Origin of the sequence: Pseudomonas sp. O230, from assembly GCF_045447035.1 — a bacterium.
Lineage (GTDB): Bacteria > Pseudomonadota > Gammaproteobacteria > Pseudomonadales > Pseudomonadaceae > Aquipseudomonas.
Window position 1 is genome coordinate 378,712 of record NZ_JBJGXN010000001.1, and the last position, 16,898, is coordinate 395,609.

A 16,898-nucleotide genomic window follows, 5' to 3' on the forward strand; every position below is an offset into this window, starting at 1 on the left:
TTCAGCGAACCTGCACCACCACTTTCCCAATCGCCTTGCGCTGGCCAAGATCATTGATTGCCTGCGCCGCATTGCTCAGCGGATACACCTGCGACACCAGTGGCTTCAACTTGCCCTCGGCAAACCAGCCAAACAGCTGCTGGAAATTCGCCGCATTGTCCTGAGGCTGGCGCTGAGCAAACGAGCCCCAAAACACGCCAACCACCGCGGCGCCTTTAAGCAGGGCGAGGTTGACCGGCAGTTCCGGAATGCGTCCGCTGGCGAAGCCCACCACCAGCAGGCGGCCGTTCCAGGCGATGGCGCGGATGGCCTGGTCGAACAGGTCGCCGCCCACCGGGTCGTAGATCACGTCGGCGCCCTGGCCGTCGGTGAGGCGCTTGATTTCGTCCTTCAGGCTGGTTTCGCTGTAGTTGATCAGTTCATCGGCGCCGGCAGCCTTGGCTACGGCGAGTTTTTCGGCGCTACTGGCGGCGGCAATCACGCGGGCGCCCATGGCTTTGCCGATTTCCACGGCGGCCAGGCCGACACCGCCGGAGGCACCCAGCACCAGCAGGGTTTCACCCGGTTGCAGGTTGCCGCGTTGCTTGAGCGCGTGCATAGAGGTGCCGTAAGTCATGCTGAAAGCAGCGGCGGTGTTGAAGTCCATGGACGGCGGGATCGGCAGCACGTTGTAACCCGGAACGGCGACCTGCTCGGCGAAACTGCCCCAACCGGTGAGGGCCATGACCCGATCGCCGACTTTCAGGTGGCTGACCTTTTCGCCTACCGCGCTGACGACGCCAGCCGCTTCGCCGCCCGGAGAAAACGGGAAGGGCGGCTTGAACTGGTATTTGCCCTCGATGATCAGCGTGTCCGGGAAATTCACCCCGGCGGCGTGCACGTCCAGCAGGATTTCGTTCTTCTTCGCGACAGGACTGGCGACGTCTTCCAGCACCAGCGATTCGGCAGGGCCGAAGGCTTTGCACAGCACGGCTTTCATCAGGGCTATTCCTTTGGGAGTGATGGCCGATAAGTGTAGGTGTGTGAGTCAACGGGTCAACGAGCATGCCCCGCCCTGATAGTCAGCCATAAGCTTGTGCTTGCGCGGCGGGTCGTTATGCTAGGCCGCAAACCGGATAAGGAGCGAATTGTGAAAGCGTGGATCATGTTGTTGCTGGCCCTGTCTCTGCCTGTGGCAGCAGTGGCTGAAGAAGCCGCCAAAGAAGGTGAAGCCCCGAAAGTCAGCTACCTGACCCTGAGCCCGCCATTCGTGGGTAACTACGGGTTGGATGGCACGCCGAAGTTGAAGGTCTTCAAGGCTGACGTGGCGTTGCGGGTCACCGGTGATGAGGCGGCCAAACTGGTGAAGGCCAATGAACCGTTGATTCGCAATCAACTGGTGGCGTTGTTCACCCAGCAAACCACCGAGGCGATGAACAGCATCGAGGGAAAGGAAAAGCTGCGTCAGGAAGCCTTGAAGCAGACCCAGCAAATCATGAACGATGAAACCGGCAAGCCGGTGGTTGAGGATCTGTTGTTCAACAACCTGATTATTCAGTAAGTCCGGATCTCAAGGGCGCTGGCTTGCCAGCGATGGTGCCTTCAGAGTGCCATCGCTGGAAGCCATGCGGCGCCAATGGTCAATGCTTCAGGACGTCAGGCTCCGGCGAAACCGCAGCAATGCAATCGCGAAGAACAGCAGGCCGATCACCGTGAGCGCCAGCAGGTCCGGCCACACCACACTCAACCCGGCATCACGAAACAATATCGCGGCGCTCAGGCTGACAAAGTGCGTTGACGGCGAGCCCTGCATCACCCATTGCAGCCATTGCGGCATGCTGTCGAGCGGTGTGCTGCCACCGGACAACAGCAACATCGGAATGATCACCGGAATGGCCAGCAGGCCGAACTGTGGGGTAGACCGGGCAAGGGTCGCGAGGAAAATTCCCAGTGCTGTGCTGGCGAATAGATAAACCGCGGTGACCAGCAAAAACAGACTCATCGAGCCGGCCAGCGGCACGCCCAGCGCACCTTTGACAATCACTTCCAGCGATAGCCACGTGCACAGCACCACCACCAGCATGTTGCTCCAGATTTTCGCCAACATGATTTCCAGCGCCGTCAGCGGTAGCACCAGTAGATGGTCGAGGGTGCCGTGCTCGCGTTCACGCAGCAACGCCGTGCCGGTCAGGATGATGGCGAGGATGGTGATGTTGTTGACGATTTGAATCACCGCCAGAAACCAGCCGCCTTCCAGATTGGTATTGAACAGCGAGCGGGTGGTAAGCAGCGCCGGGGACTGGCTGGCGGCATTGCTCTGGCCGGTATAGTTCAGCAGTTCGCGCTGAAAAATCCGCCCGATATAACCTGCGCCCATGAACGCCTGGCTCATGGCTGTGGCATCGACGTTGACTTGCAGCGCCGGCTGGCGACCGGCCAACAAGTCTGTCTGGAAACCGGCCGGTACGTTGATCACGAACGTATACCGACCACTGTCCATGACTTGATCGAGTTGCCCGTAAGGCAGCAACACCGGTGGCTGGAACTCCGGTGGTAGCAGGGCCTGGGCCAGTTGTCGCGACAGGTGACTGTGGTCTTCGTCCACGATGGCCACGCTGGCGTTGTGGACACCGATCACCGAACCGGCGGCGGGCATGTAGATCGCTACGGTGAAGGCGTAGAACAGGAACAGCAGCAACACGCTGTCGTGTCGCAGGCTGGTCAGTTCCTTGAGACCCAGTCGCAGGATATGCGCACACTTATGCATCAGGCCTCCTGCTTTTTCAGCATGATCAGACTGAGCCCGGTGAACCCCAGAAAGAATCCGAACAATGCCAGGCATTGTGGCCATAACTGACGCAGGTCCAGAGCTTTGGTGAACGTTCCGACGGCAAGATCAAGGAAGTAGCCGGCTGGAAACAACATCCCCATGATCGCTGCAGCACCGTCGAGTGATGAGCGTGGCACGATCAACCCGGAAAACTGGATAGTCGGCAGGCTGGTGATGATCATCGTGCCGAGGATTGCGGCAATTTGGGTTCGGGTGAACGATGAGATCAGCAGGCCCATGCTGGTGGTTGCCAACACATAGAGCAGCCCGCCCAATGCCAGGGTCAGACCGCTGCCCTTGAACGGCACGCCGAACAGCCAGCGATTCATGGCGACCAGCACGGCGAGGTTGATCAGGCTGATGGCCAGATAAGGGGCCTGCTTGCCCAGCAGGAACTCCAGTCGGGTCAGCGGCGTGGCGTAAAAATTGGTGATCGACCCCAGTTCTTTCTCCCGGACAATACCCAGCGCCGTCAGCATGGCGGGGATGAACGCCAGGATCAGTGCCATGACTCCCGGGCCGATGGCATTGACGCTGACGACATCCTGGTTGTAACGGAAACGGGTTTCCAGTTTGGCTGCCGCCTGCCCTTTCAACGCCGGGCTGCTCTGCTCGGCCAGTTGTTCAATGTTGGCCTGGTGCACCGCTTCCACGTAATTGCGGCTGGTCTCGGCCCGAAAAGGCATGCCGCCATCGAGCCAGGCCGCCACGACGGGCTGTCGAGCGGCGTACAAATCCCGTCCAAATCCCGGTGGAATCTCCAGCGCCAGTTTGATTTCCGAGCGTTGAAGGCGGCGGTGCAATTCTTTCGCGTCGCGAATGGGCGGTTGTTCGTCGAAGTAACGAGAACCGCGAAACGCTTCCAGATACGCGCGACTCTGGGGTGTCTGGTCTTGATCGAAGACCGCGAAGGCGAGTTTTTCCACGTCCAGGGAGATGCCGTAGCCGAAGATCACCATCATGAAAATGGCGCCGAGAAAGGCAAATGCCATCCGCACTTTATCGCGTAGCAACTCCTTGCCTTCGCGGCTGGCCACCGCCACCAGGCGCCCGAGACTGAAGCGACGTTCCTTCAGCGGCGTGGTGCGTTTGACCGGTGGCTCGTCGGACGCTACCGGCGCCGGGGTTTCCATGGGGGCTTGGACCTGTTCCAGGCACGTGACAAACGCCGCTTCCAGGGTCTCGCCCTTGAACTGCTGTTGCAGCGCCGCAGGGGTGTCGCAGGCAAGTACCTGGCCGGCGTGCATCAGCGAGATGCGGTCACACCGCTGGGCTTCGTTCATGAAGTGCGTGGAAAGAAAGATTGTTACGCCTTGCTCACGCGAGAGCTCGACCAGCAATCGCCAAAAATCATCGCGCGCCGCCGGGTCTACGCCGGAAGTCGGCTCGTCGAGAATCAGCACTTCCGGACGATGCAGCACGGCCACGGCCAGTGACAGTCTCTGGCGCAGACCCAAGGGCAGGGCGCCGGACTGTTGATCGGCGACGCTGCCCAGATTGAAGCGCTGGATCAGTTCGTTGATGCGTTGAGTGCTGTCCGCCTTGGGTAAATCGAACAGCCGGGCATGCAAGTCAAGGTTCTGCCGGACACTGAGTTCGCCGTACAGGGAAAAGCTCTGGGACATGAACCCGACGCGTTTGCGTGTCGCCAGGTCCTTGGCATTCACCGGATTGCCCAGCAATGTGGCGCTGCCTTCACTGGCCGGAATAAGCCCGGTTAAAACTTTCATGGTGGTGGTTTTGCCGCACCCGTTGGAGCCGAGAAAACCGAAAATTTCGCCTCGGCCAATGGCAAAACTGACCTTGTTGACGGCGGTGAAATCGCCGAAGCGCAAGGTCAATTCGTGGGCTTCGATGGCGATGTCCGCGTTGTCGCCGGTTCTGGATGGAATCACCAATGCCGGTTTGTCTTGGCTGCCGTCGTCCTGAAAATGCGTGAATGCAGCGTCAAGTTTGCCGCTCGGCGTCGCTGCTGCCAGTTCGCCGGTCAGCCCTGTGGCAATCAGCTTGCCGGCGTCGAGCATCAGGCAGTGCTCGAATTGCTCGGCTTCTTCCATATAAGCCGTGGCCACCAGCAATGTCAGTTGCGGGCGTTGTCGGCGGACGTCGTCGACCAGTTCCCAGAAATGCCGGCGAGACAAGGGATCGACCCCGGTGGTCGGCTCGTCGAGGATCAGCAGGTCTGGCTCATGGATCAGCGCGCAACAGAGTCCGAGCTTTTGTTTCATGCCGCCGGAGAGCTTGCCCGCCGGACGATCGCAAAATCGCAAAAGATCGGTGGCCAGCAAGAGGTTGTGCATACGTTGATTGCATTCAGCTTTCGACAGGCCGAACAGGGTGGCAAAAAACTGAATGTTCTCGCTGATAGACAATTCGGGATACAGGTTGCCGCCCAGACCTTGGGGCATAAACGCAATTCGGGCATAAAGACTGCTGCGATGGCGGCGATCCTGGATGGAGCCACCGAGCACTTCCAGCTGACCCTCCTGCAGGATTTTCACCCCCGCGATCAACCCCAGCAGGCTGGACTTGCCGGCGCCATCGGGCCCTATGAGCCCGCAGCGGGTTCCTGCGGGCAGGCTGAAATGGATATCGCTCAGCGCCTGCTGCTGGCCGTAGCGGTGATTGATGCCGGTCGCTTGCAGCGCCAGGCTGGTCATTGCAGATTGGCCGGCCAGTCAGTCGGCGCGGTGCGCACATACCCGGCACCTGGCATACCCGGTTTAGCCTGGGGCAGGGCGCTCGGATCGGTCAGGCGCAGCTTGACGCGAAACACCAGTTTTTGCCGCTCATCGCGGGTCTCGACTTCTTTGGGGGTGAACTGCGACTTGCCTGCGACGAAGCTGATTTTTGCCGGAAGTGGGTGGTCGGGCAGGGCGTCGAGCAGGATTCGCGCATCGTCGCCGACCGCCAGGCGACCTGTTACCGAGGCGGGGAGATAGAGGTTCATGTACTGGTCGTTGGGGTCGATCAGCAGCAGAACGCGTCCGCCAGCGCCGAGCACTTCGCCGGGTTCGGCCATGCGCAGCTGGATGACCCCATCGATAGGCGCCCGCAGGCTGCTGTCATCTATTTCGCTGGTCAACATCGCAACCTGTGCCTGTGCGGCACCAATCGCCGCGCCGACGGCCGACACCTGTGCCCGGGACGCTGCAACCGCGGCACTGCCGGTGTCGAGGCGGGCCTTTTGTTGATCAATGATCTGGCCACTCACGAAACCGTGCTTGAACAGCTCCTGTGAGCGGTTGAGTTCCTGTTGGGCCAGCAGATGTTCGCTCTGGCGCAGTTGGACATTGGCCTGGGCAGCGGAAAGATTTTCCCGGGCGCGCAGCACCTCGGCTTCGGCCTGGCTGCGCTGGGCTTCGAGGGTGCGGGTGTCCATGCGTGCCAGCAGTTGGCCCTTGGTCACCTTGTCGCCTTCATCGACAAGCACCTCGGCCAGGCGCCCCGGTGTCTTGCTGGCGATCTGTACTTCGGTGGCTTCGAGGCGACCGTTACCGACATACAAACCTTCGGGTAAACGGTCATGCATGGACTTCCAATATCCGAAACCACCGGCAGCCAATAGCAGGGCCATCAAGGCACTGGCGAAAAAAATCGAAGAGCGGCTATGGGTAGACATGCGAGCATCCTGCGGCTGTTGCGTCCTAGTCTGGCGAATTTGACACCAAGACGATTTGATACCAGTCAATTCAAGAGGCAAGCCTACGCGATCGAGTGACTAAAAAGAGGATGACTGAGTGGTTCTGCTGTATTTAGCGCAAATCGAGCACTGCGGCCCATTGCTCGGCAGTCACCGGCATCACCGACAACCGCGAACCTTTCTGCACCAAAGGCATTTCCGCCAGCGCCGTCTGCTGTTTCAAATAATCCAGTTTGAGCACTTTGGAAAACGTCTCGACGTGCGCAACATCAATCGCGCTCCAGGCGTTTTTCTCAACGGTGGCCTTGGGATCGTAGTAATGACTCTCCGGCTCCAGCGCCGTTGGATCGGGATACGCGGCTTCGACTATTTTCCCGATTCCGGCGATTCCTGGTTCTGGGCAGCTGGAGTGATAGAAGAAAAACTCATCCCCCACCGCCATGGCCCGCAAAAAGTTACGCGCCTGGTAGTTGCGAACCCCGTCCCAGCGCGCTTTGCCAAGCTTCTCCAGACCCTTGATCGAGAGTTCGTCGGGCTCGGATTTCATCAGCCAATAGGCCATGGTTTTTGCTCCTTGCGAGTCAGGTGGGCAAGTTGTCGGGCAATTTTATGACAAACCGACGGTCGGTTGACGCCAGCGTTTGCGTGTCGGTTCACGTTGTCGCAAAATGCCGGCCTTCTAAGCTTGACGCTGCTGCACGGCCTACACCTACAACGGAAACCGCTGCTGTCATCGTGTTGATGTGCCTTTGGGGGGCAATCGATGAAACGCAAACCGGATTTACTATGGATATTGGTTATTTTGTTCGGCCTTGGCGTCGTGACCACTGGCTATGCCCAAAGCCTGTGGAGCAACAAGACCGATGCGCCGATTGAAATCGCGCAGCAACAACAGCCGTCGGCCTTCAAGCGCTGAAACTGTCTTTTCGACGCCGCTGATTCCAGTGGCGTCTAGTCTGCGAAATACCACGCCTTGTCTGTCACCGTTCCTTGCAACGGCACATCCCAGCTCGCTTGAGCCAGTCGTCCGACCTTCTGACATTCATGGGCCAGCCCCAACAGCGTCGGCTTGCGCCAGTTTTTGCGCCGCGCCAGATACGCCAGGCTCCGGTCGTAAAAACCACCGCCCATGCCAAGTCGGCCACCGACATCGTCGAACCCCACAAGCGGCAACAACACCAGATCGAGCGCCCAGACTTTGCGTTGCCGGGCGAGGTTGTGCCTGGGTTCGAGAATACGGAAGCGATTGGGTTGGAGTTTTTCGCCGGGGCGAATCCGCTGAAACACCATTTTGGTTCGCGGCCAGGCACTGAGCACTGGCAGGTAAGTCGCCTTGCCCCGACGTTGCGCGGCGCGCAGCAACAGACGCGGATCGATTTCACCGTCGGTGGGCAGGTACAGGGAGATATGTTTGGCGCGGCGAAACAACGGCTGCTGGGCCAGTTGCTTGTACAGCCCGCGAGCGGCCTGTCGCTGCTGACTGGCTGTCAGTGCGCGGCGGGCCTTGCGCAGCATGCGACGAAGTTGCGGGCGGGGCAGCAGCGCAGGTTCGGTCATGGGTTCGGGCTTCGGCAGTGCGGGTACACAAAGCGTACCCGTAAAAAAGCCGATGCCGGTATTTAAACCGGCATCGGACTGGAATCAGGCTCCCCGGATGAACCGCTGCTGACTTAGCCCTTGAACCCGAAAGTTCAAGGTGGAAGATGCAGTAGGCTTTAAGGCTTTCCGTCTAGCGGACATGCACACCAGCCCAACGTGCAACTTCCAGGGTAGTGCGAATCGGCTCAGGGACATCGTCAACTGGCAAGCACCCCAGGGAGTGACGCGAGTATACCCCAAGCTGTTCGGCGAATCAGCCCTTGGTGACGTCCGGGTCAGTAGCGAGCACCAGATCGACGCGATCCAGCAGGTCGCGCACCTGCTCACGGGTCGAGCCGCTGACCTGCACATCCGGACTTTCCTGCTTATGCAGCAGGTCGTGCGTGATGTTCAGCGCGGCCATCACGGCGATGCGATCGGCGCCGATGACTTTGCCGCTGCTGCGGATTTCACGCATTTTGCCGTCCAGGTAACGCGCAGCGCTCACCAGGTTGCTGCGCTCTTCCTGGGGGCAGATGATCGAATACTCTTTGTCGAGGATCTGCACGGTTACGCTATTGCTTGAACTCATGAGTCTTGCTCCAGGGCCTTGAGGCGCGAAATCATCGATTCGACCTTACGCCGGGCGATTTCGTTCTTTTCAATGAGGTGAGCGCGTTCCTCGCGCCAGGTCTTTTCCTGAGCTAGTAGGAGTCCATTTTGACTCTTAAGTTGCTCGACTCGGCTAATTAGCAATTCGAGTCTGGCCATCAGCGCTTGCAGGTCGGTGTCTTCCATTGTGTCCACTGAATATCTAACTGATGGAGGTAGTCGCGGGCGGACAGCCTTTAATAGTCTTGGCGAGTCTGTCGATGTAGGATACAAGGCCTTCATTCTAGACATAGCGCCGTCTGGCGCCTAGCTGCCCATGCCCATTCAGAATTCTCCGTACCAAGCCTTCGCCACCCTGCTGACTTCCAGCGGTCATAACGTCTCGCCCGCCGAACTGCATGGCCTGCTGCTCGGCCGCAGTTGCGCCGGCGCCGGTTTCGATGCCGAAGGCTGGCTGGTTGATGCCGCCGAGCTGCTCGAAGGCGAGCCGCAAGACAACGTTCGCAATGCCTTGATCGGCCTGCAAGAGATGGTAAAGGGCGAACTCACCGGCGACGACGTGACCGTCGTTCTGCTGCTGCCGACCGATGACGAACCGCTGGCTGACCGTGCCGCCGCACTGGGCCAATGGTGCCAGGGCTTCCTCAGCGGTTTTGGCCTGAACTGCCGCGACAGCAGCATGCTCAGCACCGAGGCCACCGAAGTGTTGCAGGATCTGGCGGCCATCTCCCAGGTGCAAGACGCGCTGGAAGAGTCCGACGACGGCGAAAGCGACTACATGGAAGTCATGGAATACCTGCGTGTCGCGCCGCTGCTGCTGTTCTCCGAGACCCGGAAGCCGGACGCACAGGCCGCCGCCAAACCGTCGTTGCATTAATCGCGAGCCAGGAAAAGCCATCTGCCCATGATTCATATCCCGAAATCGGAATACAGCCGTCGCCGCAAGGCCTTGATGGCGCAGATGGAACCCAACAGCATCGCCATCCTGCCCGCCGCCGCGGTAGCCATCCGCAACCGCGACGTCGAGCATGTTTACCGCCAGGACAGCGACTTCCAGTACCTCAGCGGTTTCCCCGAGCCTCAGGCCGTCATCGTATTGATGCCTGGCCGTGAGCACGGCGAATACCTGTTGTTCTGCCGTGAGCGCAACGCCGAACGGGAACTTTGGGATGGCCTGCGCGCCGGCCAGGAAGGCGCGATCCGCGACTTCGGTGCCGACGACGCGTTCCCCATCACTGATATCGACGACATCCTGCCGGGCCTGATCGAAGGGCGCGACCGGGTGTATTCGGCCATGGGCAGCAACCCGGAATTCGATCGCCACCTGATGGACTGGATCAACGTGATCCGCTCCAAGGCGCACCTCGGCGCCCAGCCGCCGAACGAGTTCGTTGCGCTGGATCATCTGCTGCACGACATGCGCCTGTATAAATCGGCGGCAGAAGTGAAGGTGATGCGCGAAGCCGCGCGGATTTCCGCTCAGGCGCATATACGTGCGATGCAGGCCAGCCGGGCCGGGTTGCATGAGTTCAGCCTGGAAGCCGAGCTTGATTATGAGTTTCGCAAGGGCGGGGCGAAGATGCCGGCTTACGGCTCGATTGTCGCGGCGGGGCGCAATAGCTGCATCCTGCATTACCAGCAGAATGACGCGGTGCTCAAGGACGGCGATCTGGTGCTGATCGACGCCGGTTGCGAGATCGACTGCTACGCCAGCGACATCACGCGCACCTGGCCGGTCAACGGCAAGTACTCAGCGGAACAGAAGGCGATCTACGAATTGGTGCTGGCTTCACAAGAAGCAGCCTTTGCCGAAATCGCCCCGAACAAACACTGGAATCAGGCGCACGAAGCCACAGTCCGGGTGATTACCAGCGGCCTCGTGAAGTTGGGCCTGTTGCAGGGCGACGTCGACGAATTGATCGCCAGCGAAGCCTATAAAGCGTTTTACATGCACCGCGCCGGCCACTGGCTGGGCATGGATGTGCATGACGTCGGCGAGTACAAGGTCGGCGGCGAATGGCGCGTGCTGGAAGTCGGCATGGCGCTGACCGTGGAACCGGGGATCTACATTGCCCCGGACAACCAGAACGTAGCGAAAAAATGGCGCGGCATTGGCGTGCGCATTGAGGACGACGTCGTGGTGACCAAAAGCGGCTGTGAAATCCTGACCAGCGGCGTACCGAAAACGGTCGCCGAGATCGAGGCCTTGATGGCCGAAGCGCGGACAAAAGCGGCATGAGTCGAGTCAATCTGGCAATTATCGGTGGCGGTCTGGTCGGCGCCAGCCTCGCGTTGGCCTTGCAAGCCGGGGCCAAGGCGCGTGGCTGGAAGATCGTGCTGATCGAACCGTTTGCCCCCGGCGACAGCTATCAACCGAGCTACGACGCCCGTTCTTCGGCGTTGTCCTACGGTGCCAAACAGATTTACCAACGGTTGGGCGTGTGGCAGGAAATCACCCGCCGCGCCGAGCCGATCAAGCAGATTCACGTTTCCGACCGTGGCCGTTTCTCCACCGCGCGTTTGTCGGCGATGGAGGAGGGCGTGCCCGCGCTGGGTTATGTGGTGGAAAACGCCTGGCTCGGCCAATGCCTCTGGCAAGGCCTGGACAAGGACGTGGTCACTTGGCGCTGCCCGGCGGAAGTTTCGCGCATGGAGCCGCTGACCGACGGCTATCGCCTGACCCTCAACGACGAAACCACCCTGGAATGCGACCTCGCGGTGCTCGCTGATGGCGGCCGTTCCGGCCTGCGCGAGCAACTGGGGATAGGCATCAAAAAGCGCCCGTACAACCAGAGTGCGCTGATCGCCAACATCACCCCGAGCGAAGCGCACAACGGCATGGCGTTCGAACGTTTCACCGACGACGGTCCGATGGCGTTGCTGCCGCTGCCGGAAAACCGCTGCGCCCTGGTCTGGACCCGTCTGGGCATGGACGCGCAACGGCTTGCGGCCCTTGATGAACGCAGTTTCCTCAGCGAATTGCAGGGCGTGTTCGGTTACCGCCTCGGCACGTTGAAACAAGTGGGCGCTCGGCATCTTTATCCGTTGACGCTGATCGAGGCCGAAGAGCAGGTGCGTCCGCATCTGGCGATTCTCGGCAACGCGGCCCACAGCCTGCATCCCATTGCCGGCCAGGGGTTCAACCTGTCGCTGCGAGATGCGCAAGCGTTGGCGGACGCACTGCTGGGGAGCGAGACTTCGCCCGGCGACTTCGCGACCTTGCAGGCTTATCGCGAACGCCAGCGGATGGACCAGAACCTGACCGTAGGTTTTTCCGATCAAGTCACGCGCCTGTTCGGCAGCACTCAACCGTTGGTGTCGCTGGGTCGCAACCTCGGCCTGCTCGGCCTCGATCTGCTGCCGCCGGCCAAGCGCTGGTTCGCCCGACAGGCCATGGGGCTGGGAACGCGTCCCGATGCTTAAGTGGCTGACGAGTACGTTCGGCAAAGCGCGGTTGATGCGTTGGTTCATGACCTTCTACCCGCCGTACCTTGGCGCCGGGGTTCGTGTGCGGCACATCAGCGATGATTTTCGCGACATCAAGGTGTCCATGGGATTGGGCTGGTACAACCGCAATTACGTCGGCACGCAGTTCGGTGGCAGCCTGTATTCGATGGTCGACCCGTTCTACATGCTGATGCTGATGGAAAACCTCGGACGCCATTACATCGTCTGGGACAAAGCGGCAGACATCGATTTCATCTCGCCGGGCAAAGGCCCGGTGTTCGCCAATTTCAGGATCGACGAGACCTTGCTCGATGAGGTCCGCCGACAAACGGCGAACGGCGAAAAATACCTGCCGCAGTTGCAGGTCGATATCCACGACGGCGCCGGCACCTTGGTGGCGCGGGTCCAGAAAACCCTTTACGTGCGGCTCAAGCCGCAAGCGAGACAGGCTTAAAGCATGGACATGCGCGCAGATCTGCTGATTGTCGGAGCCGGAATGGTCGGCAGCGCCCTGGCGCTGGCGTTACAGGACAGCGGGCTGGAAGTCCTGCTGCTGGATGGCAGCCCGATGAGTGTCAAGCCCTTCGACGGGCAAGCGCCGTTCGAACCGCGGGTGAGCGCCCTATCGGCGGCCAGCCAGCGGATTCTTGAACGCCTGGGCGTGTGGGACGGCATCGCCAGTCGGCGCAGCAGCCCGTACACCGACATGCATGTCTGGGACGGCAGCGGCACCGGGCAGATCCACTTTTCCGCCAGCAGCGTACATGCCGACGTGCTCGGACATATCGTCGAGAACCGCGTGGTTCAGGACGCCTTGCTCGACCGTTTGCACGACTGCGACCTCGGGATGCTGGCCAATGCGCGCCTGGAGCAGATGCGCCGTTCCGGCGATGACTGGCTGCTGACGCTCGCCGATGGCCGTACCTTGCGTGCGCCGCTGGTGATTGCGGCGGACGGCGCCAACTCGGCCGTGCGGCGCCTGGCCGGGGTGGCCACGCGCGAGTGGGATTATCTGCACCACGCGATCGTTACCAGTGTGCGCAGCGCCAAGCCTCATCAAATGACGGCCTGGCAACGCTTCACCGACAATGGCCCCTTGGCGTTTCTGCCGCTGGAACGCGACGGTCAGCAGGATTGGTGTTCAATCGTCTGGTCGACCACGCCGAGCGAAGCAGAACGGCTGATGGCGCTGGACGATGCAGCGTTCTGCCTGGAGCTGGAACGCGCCTTTGAAGGCCGGCTCGGCACGGTGCTGAGCGCTGATCCGCGTCTGTGCGTGCCGCTGCGTCAGCGTCATGCCAAGCGTTATGTGGCCGAAGGTCTGGCGCTGATCGGCGACGCGGCGCACACCATTCACCCGTTGGCCGGGCAGGGGGTGAACCTCGGTTTCCTTGATGCTGCGGTGCTCGCCGAAGTGCTATTGCAAGCGGCTGGAAGGGGCGAGCGGTTAGCGGACGTGAAAGTGCTGAGCCGCTACGAGCGTCGGCGCATGCCGCACAACCTGGCGTTGATGGCGGCGATGGAAGGCTTCGAGCGGTTGTTCCAGGCCGATCCGCTGCCGGTGCGCTGGTTGCGTAATGCCGGGTTGAAGATGGTTGATCAGATGCCGGAGGCCAAAGCGTTGTTTGTGCGTGAGGCGCTGGGGTTGATCGGGGATCTGCCGGCACTTGCCAAGGCTTAAGATTTTCACTGCGACTGATGGCCTCATCGCGGGCAAGCCCGCTCCCACAAGAATTTCAGGTGGACACACATTAAGTGTGAACACTGGAGATCCCTGTGGGAGCGGGATTGCCCGCGAAGGGGCCGGTAAAACTATCCCATAGCTCCAGCCATGCAACATCTGGTAACTCCTCCGCGAACTGTTCGATTGAGAAGCTAAATGTGAGTCCTTATCATTCGCCTCACTTTTTCAAATCGAGAGATCGCTCCCATGTTGGCACCGAAGCGTCTACTGACCGCACTCGCCCTGACCCTGATTGGCAGCACCGCCGCCCAGGCCGCCGACGAGGTGGTGGTTTACTCCTCGCGTATCGACGAGTTGATCAAACCGGTCTTCGATGCCTACACCGCTAAAACCGGTGTTCAGGTGAAGTTCATCACTGACAAGGAAGCGCCGCTGATGCAGCGCATCAAGGCTGAAGGCGAAAACGCCACAGCCGACCTGCTGCTGACCGTCGATGCCGGCAACCTCTGGCAGGCCGAGCAGATGGGCATCCTGCAACCCTTCACCTCGAAAACCATCGACACCAACATCCCGTTGCAATACCGCGCGGCTTCCCATGCCTGGACCGGCCTGAGCCTGCGGGCGCGGACCATCGCGTACTCCACCGACCGGGTGAAACCGGGCGAGTTGAGCACTTACGAAGGTCTGGCCGACAAGAACTGGGAAGGTCGCCTGTGCCTGCGTACGGCGAAGAAGGTCTACAACCAGTCCCTGACGGCGACCATGATCGAAGTGCATGGCGCCGAGAAAACCGAGAAGATTCTCAAAGGCTGGGTCAACAACCTGTCCACCGACGTGTTCTCCGATGATGTCGCGGTATTGGAGGCAATCAACGCCGGCCAATGCGACGTCGGCATCGTCAACACTTACTACTACGGCCGTCTGCACAAGCAGAAGCCTGACCTGGCGGTGAAGCTTTTCTGGCCGAATCAGGGCGATCGGGGTGTGCATGTGAACCTGTCGGGCATCGGCCTGACCAAACACGCGCCGCACCCGGAAGCGGCCAAGGCCCTGGTGGAGTGGATGACCACGCCTGAGGCGCAGAAGATCTTTGCTGATGTGAACCAGGAATTCCCGGCCAACCCTGCGGTGTCGCCGTCCGCGGAAGTCGCCGCCTGGGGCAAGTTCGTCGCCGATACCTTGCCGGTGGAAGTTGCCGGCAAGCGTCAGGCTGAAGCGATTCGCATGATGGATCGGGCTGGCTGGAACTAAGTCTGTCGATATACTGCGCCCCGCTTATGCGGGGCGTGCTGATCGTTCCCACGCTCCGCGCGGGAATGCATCCACCGACGTTCTGCGTCGAAGCGTGACGCAGAGCGTCACAAGATGTGTGCCCACGCAGAGCGTGGGCATAATCATTTAAACGAGAGCTTTTCCTTGGCCCACCCCGCCCAACGTCGCTGGTATCCCCTGGTCTTCGCCATTGCTGCGTTGGTCTTGCTGCCCCTCAGTGTTCTGTTGCTCTCCTGGCAAACCATCGATCATCAAATCTGGTCCCACCTCTGGGACACGCAGATGCCGCGGCTGCTGGGCAACACGCTGACCCTGGTGCTCGGCGTCGGTGTCGGTGTAACGCTGTTGGGCGTCAGTCTCGCCTGGCTGACCAGCCTCTGCGAGTTTCCCGGTCGGCGCTGGCTGGATTGGGCGTTGATGCTGCCGTTCGCGATTCCCGCCTATGTGTTGGCCTTCGTCTTCGTCGGGCTGCTGGATTTTGCCGGTCCCGTTCAAACGTTGATGCGCGAATGGTTCGGCACGGGGCTGCGATTGCCGCGAGTCCGCTCGACCGGCGGCGTCATCCTCGTTCTGGTGCTGGTCTTCTATCCCTACGTTTATCTGCTGGCGCGTACCGCGTTCCTGGCACAGGGCAAAGGCCTGATGGAAGCGGCGCGAGTCCTGGGGCAATCGCCGTGGCAAGCGTTCTGGCGAGTAGCCTTGCCAATGGCACGCCCGGCCATCGGCGCGGGTGTGGCGTTGGCGCTGATGGAAACCCTGGCGGATTTCGGCGCGGTGTCGGTGTTCAACTTCGACACGTTCACCACGGCGATCTACAAAACCTGGTACGGCTTCTTCAGCCTTTCGACGGCCACACAACTGGCCAGCCTGTTGCTGTTGGTGGTGATGGTCGTGCTGTACGGCGAGCGCCGCGCACGCGGGGCCAACCGCGCAAGCAACGAACGACCGCGAGTCAAAGCGTTGTATCAACTGCGCGGTTTCAAAGCGCTGGCGGCGATGAGTTGGTGCGGTCTGGTGTTTGCCTGCGCCTTCGTGATTCCGGTGCTGCAATTGGTGGTGTGGTTCTGGCAGCGCGGGCGTTTCGATCTGGATGAGCGTTATAGCGGGCTGATCGTCCACACTTTGTACCTGGGCGGCATGGCGGCGCTGATCACCGTCAGCGTCGCGCTGATACTGGCGTTTGCCCGACGCCTGGCGCCAACCCGGGCGATCCGTTCCGGTGTCAGCCTGGCCAACCTCGGCTACGCGCTGCCGGGTTCGGTGCTGGCGGTGTCGATCATGCTGGCGTTCAGTTACCTGGATCGCGAGCTGGTGATTCCGCTATCGGGTTGGTTGGGTGGCGCCGGCAAGCCGCTGTTGTTGGGCAGCCTGTCGGCCTTGCTGCTGGCCTATCTGGTGCGATTCATCGCGGTAGCCTATGGGCCGCTGGAAAGCAGCCTGGCGCGAATACGGCCATCTTTGCCCGAAGCGGCACGTAGCCTTGGGGTCAGTGGGCCACGACTGTTTTTCAAAGTGTATCTGCCGTTATTGCTGCCCGGCACTTTGAGCGCTGCATTGCTGGTGTTCGTCGACGTACTGAAGGAAATGCCCGCGACCCTGCTGATGCGCCCGTTTGGCTGGGACACGCTGGCCGTGCGCATCTTCGAAATGACCAGCGAAGGCGAGTGGGCGAGGGCATCATTGCCGGCGTTGACCCTGGTTTTGGTCGGGCTGTTACCGGTCATCGGATTGATTCGACGTTCGGCGCATCGAAACACCTAGGTGCCAGTCCTACACCTTGAGGCTACAATGCGCGGCATTCGGTGCGGTCCGTCCTACAGACCCGGTTGCTGAAATCGGCTGAAAGCCTTCTA

The 16,898-nt window shown here is 60.7% G+C and carries 17 protein-coding genes and 1 other RNA gene; 9 read left to right on the forward strand and 9 right to left on the reverse strand.

Annotation, left to right across the window (positions count from 1 at the left end):
* Position 1: 1 nt before the first annotated feature.
* Positions 2 to 979, reverse strand: coding sequence for an NADPH:quinone oxidoreductase family protein (locus ACI77H_RS01825; RefSeq protein ID WP_407010078.1), 978 nt, complete (start codon positions 977 to 979; stop codon positions 2 to 4).
* Positions 980 to 1,129: 150 nt separating this feature from the next.
* Between ACI77H_RS01825 and ACI77H_RS01830 the strand changes: the two genes are divergently transcribed.
* Positions 1,130 to 1,540 (forward strand): flagellar basal body-associated protein FliL, encoded by a 411-nt coding sequence (locus tag ACI77H_RS01830; RefSeq protein WP_407010079.1) that lies wholly within the window; start codon positions 1,130 to 1,132, stop codon positions 1,538 to 1,540.
* Positions 1,541 to 1,627: 87 nt separating this feature from the next.
* On the opposite strand, the gene ACI77H_RS01835 is transcribed toward ACI77H_RS01830, so the two are convergent.
* From ACI77H_RS01835 to ACI77H_RS01850, 4 genes are all read right to left on the reverse strand, one after another.
* Complete coding sequence (locus tag ACI77H_RS01835; RefSeq protein WP_407010080.1) at positions 1,628 to 2,746, reverse strand: ABC transporter permease; 1,119 nt, start codon at positions 2,744 to 2,746, stop codon at positions 1,628 to 1,630.
* Complete coding sequence (gene rbbA / locus ACI77H_RS01840; RefSeq protein ID WP_407010081.1) at positions 2,746 to 5,469, reverse strand: ribosome-associated ATPase/putative transporter RbbA; 2,724 nt, start codon at positions 5,467 to 5,469, stop codon at positions 2,746 to 2,748. Before rbbA ends, ACI77H_RS01835 begins: the two co-directional genes overlap by 1 nt.
* A complete protein-coding gene (locus ACI77H_RS01845; protein WP_407010082.1) occupies positions 5,466 to 6,431 on the reverse strand; it encodes an HlyD family secretion protein in 966 nt (321 codons plus the stop codon). The genes rbbA and ACI77H_RS01845 overlap by 4 nt, the downstream gene beginning before the upstream one ends.
* 133 nt (positions 6,432 to 6,564) lie before the next feature.
* The gene (locus tag ACI77H_RS01850; protein WP_407010083.1) at positions 6,565 to 7,014 is read right to left on the reverse strand and encodes an EVE domain-containing protein; all 450 of its coding nucleotides are present in this window, start codon (positions 7,012 to 7,014) and stop codon (positions 6,565 to 6,567) included.
* A gap of 201 nt (positions 7,015 to 7,215) precedes the next feature.
* On the opposite strand from ACI77H_RS01850, the gene ACI77H_RS01855 reads away from it, so the two are divergent.
* On the forward strand, positions 7,216 to 7,368 hold the full coding sequence (locus tag ACI77H_RS01855) for a hypothetical protein (RefSeq protein WP_008024268.1): 153 nt from the start codon (positions 7,216 to 7,218) through the stop codon (positions 7,366 to 7,368).
* 35 nt (positions 7,369 to 7,403) lie between these two features.
* Here the strand turns inward: ACI77H_RS01855 and ACI77H_RS01860 are convergent, their stop codons facing one another.
* The 4 genes from ACI77H_RS01860 to ACI77H_RS01875 all read right to left on the reverse strand — a co-directional run bounded on the left by ACI77H_RS01860 (position 7,404) and on the right by ACI77H_RS01875 (position 8,828).
* Positions 7,404 to 8,009, reverse strand: coding sequence for a 5-formyltetrahydrofolate cyclo-ligase (locus tag ACI77H_RS01860; RefSeq protein WP_008024267.1), 606 nt, complete (start codon positions 8,007 to 8,009; stop codon positions 7,404 to 7,406).
* 86 nt (positions 8,010 to 8,095) lie between these two features.
* Positions 8,096 to 8,274: non-coding RNA, 6S RNA (ssrS, locus tag ACI77H_RS01865), on the reverse strand.
* A 30-nt stretch (positions 8,275 to 8,304) separates the two neighbouring features.
* Positions 8,305 to 8,622: a cell division protein ZapA gene (locus ACI77H_RS01870; RefSeq protein ID WP_017341388.1), complete on the reverse strand. Its 318-nt coding sequence runs from the start codon at positions 8,620 to 8,622 to the stop codon at positions 8,305 to 8,307.
* Positions 8,619 to 8,828, reverse strand: coding sequence for a TIGR02449 family protein (locus ACI77H_RS01875; RefSeq protein ID WP_007942437.1), 210 nt, complete (start codon positions 8,826 to 8,828; stop codon positions 8,619 to 8,621). The genes ACI77H_RS01870 and ACI77H_RS01875 overlap by 4 nt, the downstream gene beginning before the upstream one ends.
* Before the next feature lie 130 nt (positions 8,829 to 8,958).
* Here ACI77H_RS01875 and ACI77H_RS01880 point away from each other — a divergent pair, with 130 nt between their 5' ends.
* From ACI77H_RS01880 to ACI77H_RS01910, 7 genes are all read left to right on the forward strand, one after another.
* Complete coding sequence (locus ACI77H_RS01880; RefSeq protein WP_407010084.1) at positions 8,959 to 9,519, forward strand: YecA family protein; 561 nt, start codon at positions 8,959 to 8,961, stop codon at positions 9,517 to 9,519.
* A 27-nt stretch (positions 9,520 to 9,546) separates the two neighbouring features.
* Positions 9,547 to 10,881 (forward strand): Xaa-Pro aminopeptidase, encoded by a 1,335-nt coding sequence (pepP, locus tag ACI77H_RS01885; protein WP_407010085.1) that lies wholly within the window; start codon positions 9,547 to 9,549, stop codon positions 10,879 to 10,881.
* Positions 10,878 to 12,065, forward strand: coding sequence for a 2-octaprenyl-6-methoxyphenyl hydroxylase (gene ubiH, locus ACI77H_RS01890; RefSeq protein WP_407010086.1), 1,188 nt, complete (start codon positions 10,878 to 10,880; stop codon positions 12,063 to 12,065). The genes pepP and ubiH overlap by 4 nt, the downstream gene beginning before the upstream one ends.
* Complete coding sequence (locus ACI77H_RS01895) at positions 12,058 to 12,543, forward strand: DUF4442 domain-containing protein (RefSeq protein ID WP_407010087.1); 486 nt, start codon at positions 12,058 to 12,060, stop codon at positions 12,541 to 12,543. Before ubiH ends, ACI77H_RS01895 begins: the two co-directional genes overlap by 8 nt.
* 9 nt (positions 12,544 to 12,552) lie before the next feature.
* The gene (locus tag ACI77H_RS01900) at positions 12,553 to 13,770 is read left to right on the forward strand and encodes a 2-octaprenyl-3-methyl-6-methoxy-1,4-benzoquinol hydroxylase (protein ID WP_407010345.1); all 1,218 of its coding nucleotides are present in this window, start codon (positions 12,553 to 12,555) and stop codon (positions 13,768 to 13,770) included.
* A gap of 249 nt (positions 13,771 to 14,019) precedes the next feature.
* Positions 14,020 to 15,024 carry an extracellular solute-binding protein gene (locus tag ACI77H_RS01905; RefSeq protein ID WP_407010088.1) on the forward strand — a complete coding sequence of 335 codons (1,005 nt, stop codon included), beginning with the start codon at positions 14,020 to 14,022 and terminating at the stop codon, positions 15,022 to 15,024.
* Between the two features lie 165 nt (positions 15,025 to 15,189).
* Complete coding sequence (locus tag ACI77H_RS01910) at positions 15,190 to 16,806, forward strand: ABC transporter permease (protein ID WP_407010089.1); 1,617 nt, start codon at positions 15,190 to 15,192, stop codon at positions 16,804 to 16,806.
* Positions 16,807 to 16,898 lie beyond the last annotated feature (92 nt).

Excerpts from the sequence above, each read along its gene's own strand:
- ACI77H_RS01835 (WP_407010080.1), bottom strand. The coding sequence starts at position 2,746 with ATGCATAAGTGTGCGCATATCCTGCGACTGGGTCTCAAGGAACTGACC.
- ACI77H_RS01850 (WP_407010083.1), bottom strand. The coding sequence starts at position 7,014 with ATGGCCTATTGGCTGATGAAATCCGAGCCCGACGAACTCTCGATCAAG.
- ACI77H_RS01905 (WP_407010088.1), top strand. The coding sequence starts at position 14,020 with ATGTTGGCACCGAAGCGTCTACTGACCGCACTCGCCCTGACCCTGATT.
- ACI77H_RS01855 (WP_008024268.1), top strand. The coding sequence starts at position 7,216 with ATGAAACGCAAACCGGATTTACTATGGATATTGGTTATTTTGTTCGGC.
- ACI77H_RS01895 (WP_407010087.1), top strand. The coding sequence starts at position 12,058 with ATGCTTAAGTGGCTGACGAGTACGTTCGGCAAAGCGCGGTTGATGCGT.
- ACI77H_RS01825 (WP_407010078.1), bottom strand. The coding sequence starts at position 979 with ATGAAAGCCGTGCTGTGCAAAGCCTTCGGCCCTGCCGAATCGCTGGTG.
- pepP (WP_407010085.1), top strand. The coding sequence starts at position 9,547 with ATGATTCATATCCCGAAATCGGAATACAGCCGTCGCCGCAAGGCCTTG.
- ACI77H_RS01870 (WP_017341388.1), bottom strand. The coding sequence starts at position 8,622 with ATGAGTTCAAGCAATAGCGTAACCGTGCAGATCCTCGACAAAGAGTAT.
- ACI77H_RS01845 (WP_407010082.1), bottom strand. The coding sequence starts at position 6,431 with ATGTCTACCCATAGCCGCTCTTCGATTTTTTTCGCCAGTGCCTTGATG.
- ubiH (WP_407010086.1), top strand. The coding sequence starts at position 10,878 with ATGAGTCGAGTCAATCTGGCAATTATCGGTGGCGGTCTGGTCGGCGCC.
- ACI77H_RS01900 (WP_407010345.1), top strand. The coding sequence starts at position 12,553 with ATGCGCGCAGATCTGCTGATTGTCGGAGCCGGAATGGTCGGCAGCGCC.
- ACI77H_RS01880 (WP_407010084.1), top strand. The coding sequence starts at position 8,959 with ATGCCCATTCAGAATTCTCCGTACCAAGCCTTCGCCACCCTGCTGACT.
- ACI77H_RS01875 (WP_007942437.1), bottom strand. The coding sequence starts at position 8,828 with ATGGAAGACACCGACCTGCAAGCGCTGATGGCCAGACTCGAATTGCTA.
- ACI77H_RS01860 (WP_008024267.1), bottom strand. The coding sequence starts at position 8,009 with ATGACCGAACCTGCGCTGCTGCCCCGCCCGCAACTTCGTCGCATGCTG.
- rbbA (WP_407010081.1), bottom strand. The coding sequence starts at position 5,469 with ATGACCAGCCTGGCGCTGCAAGCGACCGGCATCAATCACCGCTACGGC.